General features: G+C 62.3%; 14 protein-coding genes. 8 read left to right on the forward strand and 6 right to left on the reverse strand.

Features of this window, described 5'->3' with window-relative positions; genetic code table 11:
* The first annotated feature begins 93 nt into the window (after positions 1–93).
* From LQ249_RS16905 to LQ249_RS16920, 4 genes are all read left to right on the forward strand, one after another.
* A complete protein-coding gene (locus LQ249_RS16905; protein WP_332840615.1) occupies positions 94–1,290 on the forward strand; it encodes an SEL1-like repeat protein in 1,197 nt (398 codons plus the stop codon).
* Positions 1,291–1,485: 195 nt separating this feature from the next.
* Positions 1,486–2,682, forward strand: coding sequence for an SEL1-like repeat protein (locus tag LQ249_RS16910; protein ID WP_332840616.1), 1,197 nt, complete (start codon positions 1,486–1,488; stop codon positions 2,680–2,682).
* Positions 2,683–2,790: 108 nt separating this feature from the next.
* A complete protein-coding gene (locus LQ249_RS16915; RefSeq protein WP_232565695.1) occupies positions 2,791–3,906 on the forward strand; it encodes an SEL1-like repeat protein in 1,116 nt (371 codons plus the stop codon).
* A 153-nt stretch (positions 3,907–4,059) separates the two neighbouring features.
* A complete protein-coding gene (locus tag LQ249_RS16920) occupies positions 4,060–6,636 on the forward strand; it encodes a bifunctional diguanylate cyclase/phosphodiesterase (protein WP_232565696.1) in 2,577 nt (858 codons plus the stop codon).
* Between the two features lie 18 nt (positions 6,637–6,654).
* On the opposite strand, the gene LQ249_RS16925 is transcribed toward LQ249_RS16920, so the two are convergent.
* Complete coding sequence (locus LQ249_RS16925; RefSeq protein WP_017846438.1) at positions 6,655–7,494, reverse strand: AraC family transcriptional regulator; 840 nt, start codon at positions 7,492–7,494, stop codon at positions 6,655–6,657.
* Positions 7,495–7,577: 83 nt separating this feature from the next.
* Between LQ249_RS16925 and LQ249_RS16930 the strand changes: the two genes are divergently transcribed.
* Positions 7,578–8,789: an MFS transporter gene (locus LQ249_RS16930; RefSeq protein WP_046383630.1), complete on the forward strand. Its 1,212-nt coding sequence runs from the start codon at positions 7,578–7,580 to the stop codon at positions 8,787–8,789.
* A gap of 83 nt (positions 8,790–8,872) precedes the next feature.
* Here the strand turns inward: LQ249_RS16930 and LQ249_RS16935 are convergent, their stop codons facing one another.
* A complete protein-coding gene (locus LQ249_RS16935; RefSeq protein WP_232565697.1) occupies positions 8,873–9,295 on the reverse strand; it encodes an MAPEG family protein in 423 nt (140 codons plus the stop codon).
* Positions 9,288–9,593 (reverse strand): DUF2834 domain-containing protein, encoded by a 306-nt coding sequence (locus LQ249_RS16940; RefSeq protein ID WP_017846441.1) that lies wholly within the window; start codon positions 9,591–9,593, stop codon positions 9,288–9,290. The genes LQ249_RS16935 and LQ249_RS16940 overlap by 8 nt, the downstream gene beginning before the upstream one ends.
* A gap of 83 nt (positions 9,594–9,676) precedes the next feature.
* On the opposite strand from LQ249_RS16940, the gene LQ249_RS16945 reads away from it, so the two are divergent.
* Both LQ249_RS16945 and LQ249_RS16950 read left to right on the forward strand, forming a co-directional pair.
* Positions 9,677–10,465, forward strand: coding sequence for a helix-turn-helix domain-containing protein (locus LQ249_RS16945; RefSeq protein WP_232565698.1), 789 nt, complete (start codon positions 9,677–9,679; stop codon positions 10,463–10,465).
* 54 nt (positions 10,466–10,519) lie between these two features.
* Positions 10,520–12,229, forward strand: a complete 1,710-nt coding sequence (locus tag LQ249_RS16950) for an amidase (RefSeq protein WP_169865357.1) — start codon at positions 10,520–10,522, stop codon at positions 12,227–12,229.
* A gap of 51 nt (positions 12,230–12,280) precedes the next feature.
* On the opposite strand, the gene LQ249_RS16955 is transcribed toward LQ249_RS16950, so the two are convergent.
* The 3 genes from LQ249_RS16955 to LQ249_RS16965 form a co-directional block, all read right to left on the reverse strand.
* Complete coding sequence (locus LQ249_RS16955) at positions 12,281–13,018, reverse strand: CPBP family intramembrane glutamic endopeptidase (RefSeq protein WP_169882048.1); 738 nt, start codon at positions 13,016–13,018, stop codon at positions 12,281–12,283.
* Positions 13,015–13,227: a DUF6434 domain-containing protein gene (locus LQ249_RS16960; protein WP_046383635.1), complete on the reverse strand. Its 213-nt coding sequence runs from the start codon at positions 13,225–13,227 to the stop codon at positions 13,015–13,017. Before LQ249_RS16960 ends, LQ249_RS16955 begins: the two co-directional genes overlap by 4 nt.
* Positions 13,228–13,303: 76 nt before the next feature.
* Positions 13,304–14,629 (reverse strand): aminotransferase-like domain-containing protein, encoded by a 1,326-nt coding sequence (locus LQ249_RS16965; RefSeq protein WP_046383636.1) that lies wholly within the window; start codon positions 14,627–14,629, stop codon positions 13,304–13,306.
* Between the two features lie 91 nt (positions 14,630–14,720).
* Between LQ249_RS16965 and LQ249_RS16970 the strand changes: the two genes are divergently transcribed.
* Positions 14,721–15,611 carry a DMT family transporter gene (locus LQ249_RS16970; protein ID WP_177031455.1) on the forward strand — a complete coding sequence of 297 codons (891 nt, stop codon included), beginning with the start codon at positions 14,721–14,723 and terminating at the stop codon, positions 15,609–15,611.
* The last annotated feature ends 70 nt before the right edge of the window (positions 15,612–15,681 follow it).

Here is a 15,681-nt window from a genome sequence, read left to right on the forward strand (position 1 = left end):
TGACTGATGCGCAGACGCCTATTGCTGACAAGCCTGCTGCTGGCTGCCTGCGATAACGGCAGCGCCCCTACTCACCCTACTCAGGACCCTGCCGTGAACCCACTGACCGAGATCAAAACCAAGCTGACCTTTACCTGTGTACACGAGCAAATTCCTTCGCCGTCCGCCGAGGCCGATGAGCTGTTTCAATACGCTCGCTGGCTCCAGAAAAACAACCTGCTCAAGCAGGACAAAAGCGTCGACGCCGAGATCGAGCGCCTGTACCGGATTGCTGCCGAGAATGGCCATTACAAAGCCAACATCAACCTGCAAAACGGCACCATGCGCGGCCACTTCACGCTCAGTGGTGCCGAACACCTGCGCCTGAGTCAGCAACTGATCGACGTGAACGTGGCAACGGGATATTACTTTATCGGCGTTTTCCTGAAGAACGGTTCTGCCGGACTGAAGCAGGATACGGCTATGTCATTGCGCTATTTTCGCAAGGCGGCCGATCAGGGCAGTGCCCACGCTCAGTACTCTGTGGGTGACAAGCTGGCACCGAGCGACATGGCCCCAGAGGTCGCCCGCCAGATGCGCCGTTGCGCCGCCGAGCAGGGACATGGTGATGCGGCTTCCGACCTGGGTGTCAATCTTCAAGGACTGGGCCAGTACCAGAGCGCACTTGAGGCATTCCAATTGGGAGTGGCTGCGGGAGATGACACCTCGGCATCTTTTTTGAGTAAAGGCTTCCTTGGTCCTCCTTCTACCGATGGACTGTACTACCTCGGCCAACAGAAAGACCTCGAACGTGCTGACCGCTATAAAAAAATCTGGAGCCTGCTAGCGGACTACTCCTACGCCAACCCAAAAGTCCCCGAAATCAACGGCATCCTCCCCTTACCTCCCGCCAAACTCCCCACCTGGGACGGCAAACTGCAATGGCTGGAAGCACGCCTGGCTAATGTTCCGCCAAAAAAGCCCAGCGAAGCGCTGATCCAGCAGTTGGCCAAAGCCAAACTCCTTGAACCTGCAACCGGCAGACCCACGCCCGACTCCCCCGCGTTCATCAAGGCCAGCTACCCTGAACCGACCTGCACCAGCGGCCAGGCCTGCCCCCAGACTGGCTATTGGCGGGCATTCAGCCTGAGTCGCGATGTTTATGCGCGGCTCAGCGATGGCGTGATCCGCCGTTTCGAGAAGAACGAGATCATGCCCACCCTGCAGATTGAGAGTCACAAGCCGCGTTTTTTGCTGCCCGACATCATAACGGTCAATGAGGAAAGCATCGAATGGCGGCTGTTGGGGTGAGGCATGCAAGGCATCTTTCGCGTCGGCGACAAGACAACGGGCGGCGGTACGGCTCTATCGGTCGCGTCGACATTATTAGGATGGAAAGACCGTGAAGGACCTTGACTGATGTGCAGACTCCTATTGCTGATAAGCCTGCTGCTGGCTGCCTGCGATAACGGCAGCGCCCCTACTCACCCTACTCAGGACCCTGCCATGAACCCACTGACCGAGATCAAAACCAAGCTGGCCTTTACCTGTGTACACGAGCAAATTCCTTCGCCGTCCGCCGAGGCCGATGAGCTGTTCCAATACGCTCGCTGGCTCCAGAAAAACAACCTGCTCAAGCAGGACAAAAGCGTCGACGCCGAGATCGAGCGCCTGTACCGGATTGCTGCCGAGAATGGCCATTACAAAGCCAACATCAACCTGCAAAACGGCACCATGCGCGGCCACTTCACGCTCAGTGGCGCCGAACACCTGCGCCTGAGCCAGCAACTGATCGACGCGAAGGTGGCGACGGGGTACTACTTTATCGGCCTCTTTCTGAAAAGCGGCTCGGCTGGGCTGAAGCAGGATACGGCCATGTCATTGCGTTACTTTCGTAAGGCCGCCGATCAGGGCAGCGCGCAAGCCCAGTACGAAGTGGGGGACATACTGGCGCCAATCAACATTGCTCCGAACATCGCCCGGCAGATGCGCCGATGCTCGGCCGAACAGGGCCATGGTAAGGCCGCCAGGGCGCTAGGAGTTGACCTGTCGACAGATGGACACTATCAGGAGGCCCTTGAGGCATTTCAACTTGGGTTAATTGCAGGTGACAGCACCTCCGCGTCCTTTCTGAGTAAAGGCTTTCTCGGCCCCAAGTCGGATGATCGTTTGTACTACCTCGGCCAGCAGGAGGACCTTGAGCGCGCCGAACGCTATGAGAAAATCTGGCGAATTCTCGCAAACTACTCCTATGCCGCCCCCAAAGTCCCCGAAATCAACGACATCCTCCCCTTACCTCCCGCCAAACTCCCCACCTGGGACGGCAAACTGCAATGGCTGGAAGCACGCCTGGCTAATGTCCCGCCAAAAAAAACCAGCGAAGCACTGATCCAGCAGTTGGCCAAAGCCAAACTCCTTGAACCTGCAACCGGCAGACCCACGCCCGACTCCCCCGCGTTCATCAAGGCCAGCTACCCCGAACCGACCTGCACCAGCGGCCAGGCCTGCCCCCAGACTGGCTATTGGCGGGCATTCAGCCTGAGTCGCGATGTTTACGCGCGGTTCAACGATGGCGTGATCCGCCGTTTCGAGAAGAACGAGATCATGCCCACCCTGCAGGTTGAGAGTCACAAGCCGCGTTTTTTGCTGCCCGACATCATAACGGTCAATGAGGAAAGCATCGAATGGCGGCTGTTGGGGTGAGGCATGCAAGGCATCTTTCGCGTCGGCGACAAGACAACCGGCGGCGGTACAGCTCTATCGGTCGCGTCGACATTATTAGGGTGGAAAGATCGTGAAGGACCTTGACTGATGCGCAGACTCCTATTGCTGATAAGCCTGCTGCTGGCTGCCTGCGATAACGGCAGCGCCCCTACTCACGCTACTCAGGACCCTGCCGTGAACCCACTGACCGAGATCAAAACCACGCTGGCCTTTACCTGTGTACACGAGCAAATTCCTTCGCCGTCCGCCGAGGCCGATGAGCTGTTCCAATACGCTCGCTGGCTCCAGAAAAACAACCTGCTCAAGCAGGATAAGGCGGTCGATCTGGAGATCGAACGGCTGTACCGTATTGCGTCCGAGAATGGTCATTACAAAGCCAACATCAACCTGCAAAACGGCACCATGCGCGGCCACTTCACGCTCAGTGGTACCGAACACCTGCGCCTGAGTCAGCAACTGATCAACGTGAATGTGGCAACGGGATATTACTTTATCGGCGTTTTCCTGAAGAACGGTTCTGCCGGACTGAAGCAGGATACGGCTATGTCATTGCGCTATTTTCGCAGGGCGGCCGATCAGGGCAGTGCCCAAGCTCAGTACGCTGTAGGGGATATACTGGCGCCGATTGACATCGCGCCTGATGTTGCCCGGCAGATGCGCCGCTGTGCGGCTGAACAGGGTAATGGCGATGCAGCTATTGCTTTGGGTGTCGATCTTAAAAACGAGAGTCGGTACCAGGAAGCGCTTGAGGTCTTCCAGATGGGCGTTGTAGCTGGTCACGAGAGCGCTGCTGGTAGGTTGGAAGAAGCCTTTCGCGGTCATCCTTCCTCCGATAGGTTGTACTACCTCGGTCAACAGGAAGACCTCGAACGCGCTAAACGCTATGAAAAAATCTGGAGCCTGCTAGCGGACTACTCCTACGCCAACCCCAAAGTCCCCGAAATCAACGACATCCTCCCCCTACCCCCCGCCAAACTCCCCGCCTGGGACGGCAAACTGCAATGGCTGGAAGCACGCCTGGCCAACGTCCCACCAGAAAAGCCCAGCGAAGCACTGATCCAGCAGTTGGCCAAAGCCAAACTTCTTGAACCTACAACCGGCAGACCCACGCCCGCCTCTCCCGCGGCCGTTAAGCCGCGGTTTTTGCCGCCCGACATCATCACAGTCAATGAGCAAAACATCGAATGGCGGCTGTTGGGGTGAGGTTCCATGCCTCGAATCAACTAAGGGCACCCGCCCACACTTGAGCCAGGTACCGGGAGAATGGGCGCGCCGCGCCTCAAACGCTCATTTTCTGCGTAAGGCTGCCGATAGCCTGTCATCACCCTGACAAGCAGCGACGCCCTGCGGGAATCAATGCCAAATACCTTCGCCCCGATCATTCGTAACCTTTCCCAACGCACCAGCCTGTCGATGGCGCGCACGTCGTTGTTCCAGTGCGTGGTGCTGCTCGCCTGTGTGTTTGCGGCGGCCAGCTATTCGCTGGTGTACCTCGCCCAGGAACTGAACCGATTCGAAGACAGCGAAAGCGCCTTCTACACGCGCAAGGCGGTGCAGTCCCTGGAAAAATCCCAGCGCCTGACCGTCAAGGATTACGCATTCTGGGGCGATGCCTACAAACACCTGCACGTTTCCGTGGACACGGATTGGGCCTATACCCGCGAAAACGTCGGGCCCACGCTGTTTCATGATTTCGGTTTCCAAGGCGTGTTTGTCGTCAACGACCTGGACCGCACGGTATACGCGTTGGTCGAGGGCAAGCTGCAACCGATTGAGCTGACCGAATGGCTCGACCAGCCCGTCGCGGCGCTACTCGAACAAGCGCGCGCAGGCGTCGCGACGGACACACCGGTCACGACGTTCATTAACGTGCGCGGCAACCCCACGCTGGTGGCGGCAGCGGCGATAACGCCCGGCACTGACCCCAGCGTGATCGCCGATGACCGAAAAGCCTCGGTATTGCTCTTCATCAACATCCTCGACAGCGCCAAGCTGACCGAAATCGGCAACGATTTTGGCGTCGATCACCTGCACATCGCCACACCCGATGAAATCGGCAAGACCTTGTTGTTCGCCCTTGGTGAGAACGGTGCCGCCGGCAGCCTCCACTGGCACCCCGAGCGGCCCGGTATGCGTTTGATGGCTGTCGGTTTGCCGCTGCTGGGCCTGGCGGCGTTGCTGGTGTGCCTGATGACCTGGCTGATTGTGCGCCGCACCACGGCGGACGCCCAGGCCCTCGACAACAGCCACACCTCGCTGCAAGACAGTCAAAACGCGCTGGCCACCAGCGAAGCACGCTTTCGCGATGTGGTGGAAGCCAGTTCGGACTGGGTCTGGGAAATCGACGGCGAGTGGCGTTTCACCTACCTGTCGGAGCGTTTCGAAAGCGTCACCGGCCTGGACCGCCAGGCCTGGATCGGCGCCACGCTGTACGACCTGCTGGACACCGATGCCGGCGCCCTTTCTCAGTGGCTGACCACGCCCGGGCGGCTCGCGGATATCAGCCTGCAGTGTCGCTACGTCGACGCCCGGGGACGGGAGCGCACCACCCGGCTGTCGGCGCGCGAGATGCCCTGCGGCGGGTTTCGCGGCACGGCCACCGACGTCACAGAAGAAGTCGAGGCGCGCCGCCGCATCGAGTTCCTGTCCCAGCACGACGCCCTCACCGGGCTGCCCAATCGCACGCGCCTGCAAGCGTTTCTGGACGGTAAACTCAAAGCCTTGCCCACCCTCACCCACCCTTTGGTCATGCTCAGCCTGGACCTGGATCGGTTCAAACCGGTCAATGACTTACTCGGGCATGCCGCCGGCGACCGGGTGCTCAATGAGGTATCGAGCCGCCTCTCTGATTGCGTGCGCCACGGTGACCTGGTCGCTCGGGTCGGCGGCGATGAATTTGTACTGATCCTGATCGATGCCGGCGCCCAGGACGAAGTCGAAGCCTTGTGCCGGCGCTTGATCGAGTCCGTCGAGCGGGTGATCAGGGTCGACGAGCAGGACGTGTTCATCAGTGCGAGTATCGGCATCGCCCTCGCGCCCAATGATGCCAACGGCGTCACCGAGTTGTTGCGCTACGCCGATATTGCCTTGTACGAAGCCAAGGCCGCCGGGCGCAATACCTGGCGTTTTTACTCCGGCGAAATGAACGCGCGGATCATCGAACGGCGCCGCCTGGAAAGCGACCTGCGGTTTGCGATCAAGCACGCAGAGCTGCGTCTGCACTTTCAACCGCGCTACCGCATCAGCGACGGGCAAATGGTCGGCGCCGAAGCGCTGGTGCGCTGGCAACACCCGGAGCGTGGCCTGATCGCACCGGACACGTTCATCCCGATTGCCGAGGAATCGGGGTTGATCCTCTCGCTGAGCGACTGGGTGCTGGAAACCGCCTGCGCGTGCGCCGCGCAGTGGCCGGATGAGCTGTTTGTGTCGGTAAACCTGTCACCCACCGAATTCAAGCGCGGCAACCTGGTGGAGCGCGTGCGGTACGCCCTGAATAAGTCCGGCATCGAGCCAACGCGCATGGAGCTGGAAATCACCGAAAGCGTGATGCTTGAAGATGCCGTCGGCGCGCTTGAAGTCATGCACACCCTCAAGCACCTGGGTATCCGCATCGCCATGGACGACTTCGGCACCGGCTATTCCTCCCTGAGCTATTTGCGCGCGTTCCCGTTCGACGGGTTGAAAATCGACCGCAGTTTCTTGAACCGGCTGGAGGACAGCGCCGATGACAAGGCCATTGTGCAGGCGATTGTCGGCCTGGGACGCGCCCTGTCGCTGACAGTCACCGCGGAAGGAATCGAAACCGCCGAACACCTGGCACTGCTCAAGGCAGTGGCCTGTGACGAAGGCCAAGGCTACTTCCTCAGCCGACCGCTGGACATCGACGCCTTCAACGGCCTGCTGGACGTGTGCGCGAGCACCCCGCCGTGTTAGCGCTCGACAGGCTTTGCGCTAGCGGAAGAAATGACTCGGCGTCTTGCCAAACTGTTTCTTGAACATACTGGTAAAGGCGCTCGGGCTTTCATAGCCCAGCTCAAATGCCACATCGATGATCTTCTCGCCCACGGCTATGCGCTCCAGCGCCAGCAGCAACCGCGCTTGCTGGCGCCACTGGCCGAAGGTCAGGCCGGTTTCCCGGCGGAACAGGCGCTGGATGGTGGTCTGGTCCAGGCCCAGGCGCTCGCTCCAATCCGCCACGGTCGAGGCATCGCCCGGGTCGTCCTGCAACGCCAGGCAAATCCGGCGGATGCGCGGGTCTGCAGGCTGGGGCAAGGACAACGGCAAGGCCGGCAACAGCGCCAGTTCGTCGAGGATCAGGTGCATGATCCGCGCGTCGCGCGAATCCTCGGCATACGGCGGCTTCAAGCTGACCGACGCCTTGATCAGTTCGCTGAGCAGCGGTGAAATGCTGACGGCCTTGGTTTCGCTCGGCAGGTTCGGAAAACTCGCGGGGCGCACAAACACACTGCGCATTTTCAACGCCCCGACGCAGCGCAGCGAATGCACATGCCCACTGGGCATCCAGAAGCCGCGATTGGGTGGCACCGTCCACTGATTCTGCGCCGAATGCACCACCATCACGCCTTCGGTGGCGTACAGCAGTTGATGCTTCTCGTGGCTATGGTCGGGAATCACCCAGCTCTCCGGATAGTCGGTGGCCGAGCTGATGACGGCCCACTCGCCCTCATCGATATCCCGCAGAAATTTATCCAGTGTTTTGATGGCTTCGCCTCTTTTGCGATGTTTGCTGCCCGAATTTCGCGAGACAGGCGTTTTCGACAAATCTAGCATAAACGCCGAGTTCATCCATGGAGCGGCGGTTTAAATCATCGCTGCCCGTCCCCGTCGTTCACTGCCTTGTATGGAATGCCTGCATGTCGACCTTGACCGCGTCTCCCGCTGCCACCTCCAGCCCGCCCCAAGTCAGCCCCTTGGTCATGCGCGTCCTCGGCGCCTGCGCCCTGGCGCATTTGATCAATGACCTGATCCAGGCCGTGCTGCCCTCGATCTACCCAATGCTCAAGGCCAACTACGGGCTGAGCTTCACCCAGGTCGGCCTGATCACCCTGACCTTCCAACTGACCGCCTCCCTGCTGCAACCGTGGATCGGCTACCACACCGACCGCCACCCCAAACCCTGGCTGCTGCCGGCGGGCATGGTGTGTACCTTGATTGGCATCCTGATGCTCGCGTTTGTCGGCACGTTCCCGGCGATCCTGCTGGCGTCGGCGCTGATCGGCGTCGGCTCGTCGACCTTCCACCCGGAAACGTCGCGGGTGGCCCGCCTGGCTTCCGGCGGGCGCTACGGCCTGGCGCAATCGACCTTCCAGGTCGGCGGCAACGCTGGCAGCGCGTTCGGCCCATTGCTGGCGGCGGCGATCGTCATTCCCTACGGCCAGGGGCATATCGCCTGGTTCGGCCTGTTTGCGGTGTTCGCGATCCTGGTGCTGTATGGCTTGAGCCGCTGGTACCGCAACCACCTCAATTTGTTCAAGCTCAAGCAAGGCAGCAAAGCCACCCACGGCCTGTCGAAAGGCCGCGTGACCTTTGCCTTGGTGGTGCTGGCCTTGCTGGTGTTTTCCAAGTACTTCTACATGTCCAGCCTGACCAGCTATTTCACCTTCTATCTGATCGAGAAATTCAACCTGTCGGTCGCCAGTTCCCAGCTTTACCTGTTCCTGTTCCTCGGCGCGGTGGCCGCGGGCACCTTCTTTGGTGGGCCGATCGGCGACCGGATCGGACGCAAGACCGTCATCTGGTTCTCCATCCTCGGCGCGGCGCCGTTCACCCTGGCCCTGCCGTATGTCGACCTGTTCTGGACCGCGATGCTCAGCGTGGTGATCGGTTTCATCCTGGCGTCGGCGTTCTCCGCCATCGTCGTCTTCGCCCAGGAGCTGGTGCCGGGCAATGTCGGGATGATCGCCGGCGTGTTCTTTGGCCTGATGTTCGGCTTCAGCGGTATCGGCGCGGCATTGCTGGGGTTGCTCGCGGACAGCCATGGCATCGAGTACGTCTACACGCTGTGCTCGTTCCTGCCGTTGCTGGGGGTTCTGACGATTCTGTTGCCGTCGACCAAAGGCGTTTGATCGGTTGAGCCTGCCGGGGCATCCGGCGGCTCGATCGCACGGGGCCGGCGCCTACAGCTAGCGCTTGAGGACGCCGGTGCCCTTCATATCATTTTCAACACGAGCATCGCGCCCAACCCGATCAGACACGCCACGCCCACCCCATAGGCCAGCGTGCGCCAGGGCTGGCACTCCATCAGGTACATGAGCGTGTGTGCCACCCGCGCCAGGGTAAAAACCCCGAACAGCACTCCCGTGGCTACCGAAGCGGTGCCCGCCACGACACACAGCCCGCCGAGGACAAAAAACAGCGGAATGTTCTCCTGGTCATTGGCCCACGCCCTGGCGGCACGGCCGACTTGCGGCAGTTCGTCTGGCTGCGGCGCACGGTTGAAGAAAGCCGCATCTTCGGGATTAGTGAACGCCCGCGCGCGCAGGCGGAAGAAGCCCTGATAGCAGGAAATCGCCAGCATCTTCAGGCACAGCATCAACACGCACAGTGCGTAGACACGCAATAGCTCATTCATCCCGCAACCCCGTGATGACGATATAGAGCAGCGGCCCCACCGAAACGAACAGCGCCGTCAGCACCCAGTAAGGCAGCACCGACGCCACCGACCGCCCTCGCCGCCGGGCGTCGCGGTACATCCACACACAAGCCAGCAGCGCCATCAGGTACAGGTCGATCACCACTTGCGCGGTGTCCGGGCGCGACAGCAATTGCCGGCCAAACGCCAGCAGCGACTGCTCCGCGGTCAGCATCGTTATCAGCGTATACAGCGAAAACCCGAGCAAACCGGCCAGGGCGATAAAGGGTCTGTGCATGGTCTCTTCCTTGAAGTGATCGAGGCCCACGATAGTGATAAGGTTCAGCCCCTCGCAATGACCTCGGAGGTCATGGTCACGCCATGGACAATCCTGCTACCGCCGGCGAACACTTGCGCCGGCTACGCCGCCAGGCACAGTTGAGCCAGCTCGACCTGGCCCTGATCACCGGAGTCTCGCAGCGTCATCTCAGTTGCCTGGAAACCGGCCGCGCCAAGCCGAGCCCCGGCACCCTGCACAATCTGCTGAGCGCGCTGCAGGTGCCCCTCGACCAGTGCAACCGCGTATTCCTCGCCGCCGGCTTTGCCCCGCGTTATGCCGCCACCCCCCTCGCCTCGCCGGCCATGGCGGCCATTCGCGAAGCGGTCAGCCATGTGCTGCACGCCAACAACCCCGCGCCGGCGATTCTGCTCGGCAGTGAGTGGCAGGTGCTGGCGGCCAACACCAGCACTGCCGTGCTCTTTGGCTTGGTCGGGATCGACCCGGGCGCCGCCGATGGCGTGAACCTGCTGAGCACCCTGCTGCAATCGGGCGGCCTGGGCGATCACCTGATCAACGCCGAAGAGATCCGCACCGTCGCCTGGCAACGGGCAACCCGCGAGGCCTTGACCAACCCATCGTTGGCGGCGCTGCTGACCAGCCTGCCGGTGCCCGCCCACACCGAACTGCCCAGCGACATGCCGCCACTGGTGTTGACTCGCGTGCGCTCGACCCAGGGCGAGCTGAACTTTCTATCGACCTTCACCACCTTCGGCATGCCCCAGGACATTACCCTCACCTCGCTGCGGATCGAGCATCTGATTCCCGCCGACGACTTCACATGGCAGGTCATGCGCAGCGCTTTCGAAGGTTATGCGGCGCTGGTTTTGTGAAATATCTGTCCGTAGACTGCCGCCATACCCCCACTTGAAGGCGGCGAAAAAAACCTGATGCAAGTTACCGAAGTCTCCATTGCCCAATTGCGCGCGGCGCTTGAGTCCGGCCAGACCACGGCCGTCGAACTGGTCCAGGCTTATCTGGCGCGGATCGACGCCTACGACGGCGCGCAGACCGCGACCGCGCTGAATGCCGTGGTGGTGCGCAACCCCGCGGCCCTGGACGAAGCCGAGGCGTCCGATGCGCGCCGGGCCAAGGGCGCAACGCTGGGACCGCTCGACGGCATTCCCTATACCGCCAAGGACAGTTACCTGGTCAAGGGCCTCACGGCGGCGTCCGGCAGTCCGGCGTTCGCCAAACTGGTTGCCCAGCGCGACGCCTTCAGCATCGAACGGCTGCGGGCCGGTGGTGCCATCTGCCTGGGCAAGACCAACATGCCGCCGATGGCCAATGGCGGCATGCAGCGTGGCGTGTACGGCCGCGCGGAAAGCCCGTATAACGCCGCCTACCTGACGGCACCGTTTGCCTCCGGCTCGTCCAACGGCGCCGGCACCGCGACTGCCGCGAGCTTCGCGGCATTCGGTCTGGCGGAAGAAACCTGGTCGAGCGGGCGTGGCCCGGCGTCCAACAACGGCCTGTGTGCCTATACCCCGTCCCGTGGGGTGATTTCGGTGCGCGGCAACTGGCCGCTGACCCCCACCATGGACGTGGTGGTGCCTTATGCGCGCACCATGGCCGACCTGCTGGAAGTACTCGACGTGGTGGTCGCCGAAGACCCCGACACCCGCGGCGACCTGTGGCGCCTGCAACCTTGGGTGCCCATCCCCAGCGTCGCTTCGGTGCGCCCGGCGGCTTACGCTGAACTGGCCGCGACCGCCGCATCCCTCGCCGGAAAACGCTTTGGCGTACCGCGCATGTACATCAACGCCGACCCCGACGCCGGCACCAGCGAGAAACCCGGCATCGGTGGCCCGACCGGGCAAAAGATCATCACCCGCGCCAGCGTCATCGCCCTGTGGCAAGCCGCGCGCCAGGCCCTCGAAGCGGCCGGCGCCGAAGTCATCGAAGTGGACTTCCCCCTGGTGTCCAACTGCGAAGGCGACCGCCCGGGCGCACCGACGGTGTTTACCCGTGGCCTGGTGTCCAAGGAGTTCCTCCACGATGAGTTGTGGGAACTGTCCGCATGGGCCTTCGATGACTTCCTGCGCGCCAATAACGACCCGAACCTGAACCGCCTGGCGGATGTCGACGGGCCGAAGATTTTCCCCCATGACCCCGGCACCTTGCCCAACCGTGAAGACGAACTGGCCGCCGGCATGGACGAATACGTGCGGATGGCCCAACGCGGGATCACCCCGTGGAACCAGATCAGCACCCTGCCCGACGGCCTGCGCGGCCTCGAACAGACCCGGCGCATCGACCTCGAAGACTGGATGGATAAGCTCGGCCTCGATGCCGTGATCTTCCCCACCGTCGCCGACGTCGGCCCTGCCGATGCCGATGTGAACGAAGCGTCCGCCGACATCGCCTGGAGCAATGGCGTGTGGGTGGCCAACGGCAACCTTGCCATCCGCCACTTGGGCGTGCCGACCGTTACCGTGCCGATGGGCGTGATGGCGGATATCGGCATGCCGGTCGGGCTGACCTTTGCCGGGCGCGCCTACGATGACTCCAGGTTGCTGCAGCTGGCGTCAGCGTATGAAGCCACCGGCAGCAAACGCCTGGTTCCGCCGCGCACGCCGGCGCTCACGCCACGCTGACGCGCGGTCCAACGGTGGGAGCCACCGCTCCCACCTGGTTGCGCTGCTCACTCAGGCAACCAGAGGCACGGCAATCAACAGGATCGCCGTGCCATGGGCGAGCGTCGCGGCCAACACACCATGACGCATGCGCAACAACGCGCAGGCCAGCCCTTCGATCAGGGTAAACAGCAACACCGGCCAGCCCAATTGAGTGACGCTCAGGGCCAGGAACGCATGACAGGCCGCGAACGCCACGCCGCTGATCAAGGCCGCCCGCAGTGGCGTCAGTTGTTGCTCCAGATACCCCTGCAGATAACCGCGAAACAACACCTCTTCCAACGCATTGGCGCCATAGGCCAATACCACCATGCCTGGCAACCACACCCAGTAGTCGTGGATCGCTTGCGTATCCACGCCCTGGTAAAGCCGCAGCGGTACGCCGATCAGGCAGCCCACCGCCAGGCCCCTCGCCAGTCCGACGGCGCAATTGCCCTTGGACCACAAGACCAGCCGCGACAAGTCCGGCGCTACCCACGCGAGCCCGGCAACCAGCAACAGCGATAGTCCGCCCAGCGCCGCCAGCACAAAGGTGTTGGCGGTGAATGCTATCTGCACATCGTCACTGAGCGCCCACATGCGCAACGGCGTCATCGCATCGCGCATCAGCACAAACGCCGCCAACAGAATCAGGATGCGGATCGCCGTCATCGACCTGGGTGTGAGCGCGAACCACGCGCCGAACAGCAGCAGGCCTGGCGTCAAATGGATGCCGTAGTTAGCCAGTGTCGCCATGCCTTGAGTAATCATAAGCCGGCGTTTCGACGCTGCCACTCATCCACCATATCGCCCAGGGTTTTGGCCGTATCGTTGCGAATCCAGGCCATGAATGCGCGGTCGAACTTAAACCCCGGGCCGCAGTGTTCAAGCATGAAACGGCGCACGTTCTGGGTGTTTTTGTAGCGCGGGGTGATCGGGGTGCTGCGGGTGATGGGGTCGCTGTGCCAATTAAAGTCCATGTTTTCTCACAAGGCGGTTTGTTGTTTTCGCCGTAGCATAGCGATGTGCCAGTTAAGCAGGAAGTGCCGGATAGCGTCACCACGCCACCACCTTGCGTACCGCCAGCAAGGCCTCGCGCAGCGCCGTCATGTCCACCGAGCCCAACGCCAGGCGCAGCGCATGCGGTACATGGGCCGATACGGCAAACGGTTCGGCGGTGGACACGGCGATATTTTCGCGCTGCAAGGTCATGGCGATCTGATCGGCGCGGGCCTCTTCCGCCAGGGGCAACCAGAGAAAATACGACGAAGGATGGCTGATGTACGTCAGCCCCTTCAGCACCTGCGCCGCCAATGCCTGTCGCGCCCGGGCATCCTGGCGTTTCTGTGCTTCCAGTTGAGCCACCGTGCCGTCGTCGAGCCAGGCCACGGCAATCGCGCTCATTACCCCCGGCACATTCCAGGTCGTGGCCATGATGCTGCGTTCCAGGGCCTTCACCCACGCCGCCGGGGCTGACACAAAGCCGACCCGCAGGCCGGTGGCGACGCTTTTCGAAAAGCCGCCGACATACACCGTGCGTTCCGGCGCGAGGGTCGCCAACGGTGGTGGCGCGTGTTCTGCCAGAAATGCGTAGGCCGCGTCCTCGATGATCATCAGGTTGTGCTGACGGGCGATGGCTACCAACTGCTCGCGTTGCTCCAGGCTCATCACCCAACCCAGCGGGTTATGCACGGTCGGCATGCTATACACCGCGCGGACCGGATGCTTGCGACACAGGCTGTGCAGATGATCAAGGTCGGGGCCGCTGGCGGTGAGCGGGATCGCCAGCATTTCCAGGTGCAGGGTCTCGGCCAGCACCTTGAAGCCTGAATAGGTCAGCGCGTCGACGGCAATCACATCCCCCGGTTTGAGCAGCGCCATCAGCGTCACGGCCAACCCATGTTGCGCGCCGCTGACCAGCAGCACCTGATCGGCCTCGACCGTCAGCCCTCGACTCAGCAGATGGCGCGCCACCGCCGCGCGTTCATGCTGGCGCCCGGCGTGGGGCTGGTAACGCAGTAACGCTTGCAGATCGCCCGACAGCGCCAGTTGACGCAATGCCGTGCGCAGCAGCTCGGCCTGGCCCGGCAATGACGGGTAATTGAAATTCAGATCCAGCATGCCCGGCGCCACGCTCATCTGCCCACTGCCCTGCCCCGGCGGCAGCGAGATCTCGCGCACGAAGGTGCCGCGGCCGGTTTCACCGCTGACCAGGCCCATCGCCGCCAGCTCGCTGTACACGCGGCTCGCGGTGACCAGCGCGAGGCCGTGGCGCGCGGCCAATTGCCGATGGGTGGGCAGACGCTCGCCGGGCGACAGCCTGCCGCTGCGGATGTCCTCGGCGAAGGTGTCGACCAGGTTTTTGTAACGGGCGCGGGGCATGGGCGATGTATCCATGACAATTTTTTGATTGTCTTAATCTTCCTGCCTAGCATGGCCCGCACGCAACCTCTCCTTTTTTCGGGCCCCCTTCATGGAACAGACCTCACCGCTCAATCCCCTGGCCAACAGCACCCAGGGTTGGATCAATGGCTTTATCGGCGTGGTGATTTTCAGCGGTTCGTTGCCGGCGACGCGCCTGGCGGTGATGGAATTCGAACCGGTGTTCCTCACCCTGCTGCGCGCCACCCTGGCCGGCGTGTTGGCGTTGTGCCTGTTGGCTTTTTTCAAGGAAAAACGCCCAACACGCGCGCAATGGCTGCCCCTGGTCATCGTCGCCCTCGGCGTGGTCATCGGCTTCCCCTTGCTGACGGCGCTGGCCCTGCAATACGTGACGTCCGCGCACTCCATCGTGTTTATCGGCCTGTTGCCGCTGGCCACGGCGCTCTTTGGCGTACTGCGCGGCGGTGAGCGGCCACGCCCGGTGTTCTGGTTGTTTTCGATCCTGGGCAGCGCGCTGGTGATGGGGTATGCCGTCGCCCAGGGCCTGAGCGCCGCCCCGGCCGGTGACGTGCTGATGCTGTTGGCGGTGCTGGTGTGCGGCCTGGGTTACGCCGAGGGCGCCAAGCTGTCGCGCAGCCTGGGCGGCTGGCAAGTGATCTGTTGGGCGCTGGTGGTGTCGTTGCCGGTGGCGCTGCCATTGAGCCTGATGCTCGCGCCGCCGACCTTCACTGGCATCAGCCTGCCGGCGTGGCTGAGCCTGGGCTATGTGGCGCTGTTCAGCATGTTGATCGGGTTTGTGTTCTGGTACCGCGGGCTGGCCCAGGGCGGCATCGCCGCGGTCGGCCAGTTGCAGTTGCTGCAACCGTTCTTCGGCCTGGCGCTGGCGGCGGGCCTGCTGCATGAGCAGGTCAGCCTGGGCATGGTGCTGGTGACAGTCGCGGTGATCGGCTGTGTGGCCGGAGCCAAGCGGTTTGCGCGCTAGCGTCTGCGGCGATGGCATTATTCCCATCCGGCGCGCGTCCTGTTAAACAGGACAGTCCCCTCCCAGAACA

The organism is Pseudomonas sp. 7-41 (assembly GCF_021233075.1).
In the GTDB taxonomy this organism is placed as follows: Bacteria; Pseudomonadota; Gammaproteobacteria; order Pseudomonadales; family Pseudomonadaceae; genus Aquipseudomonas; species Aquipseudomonas veronii.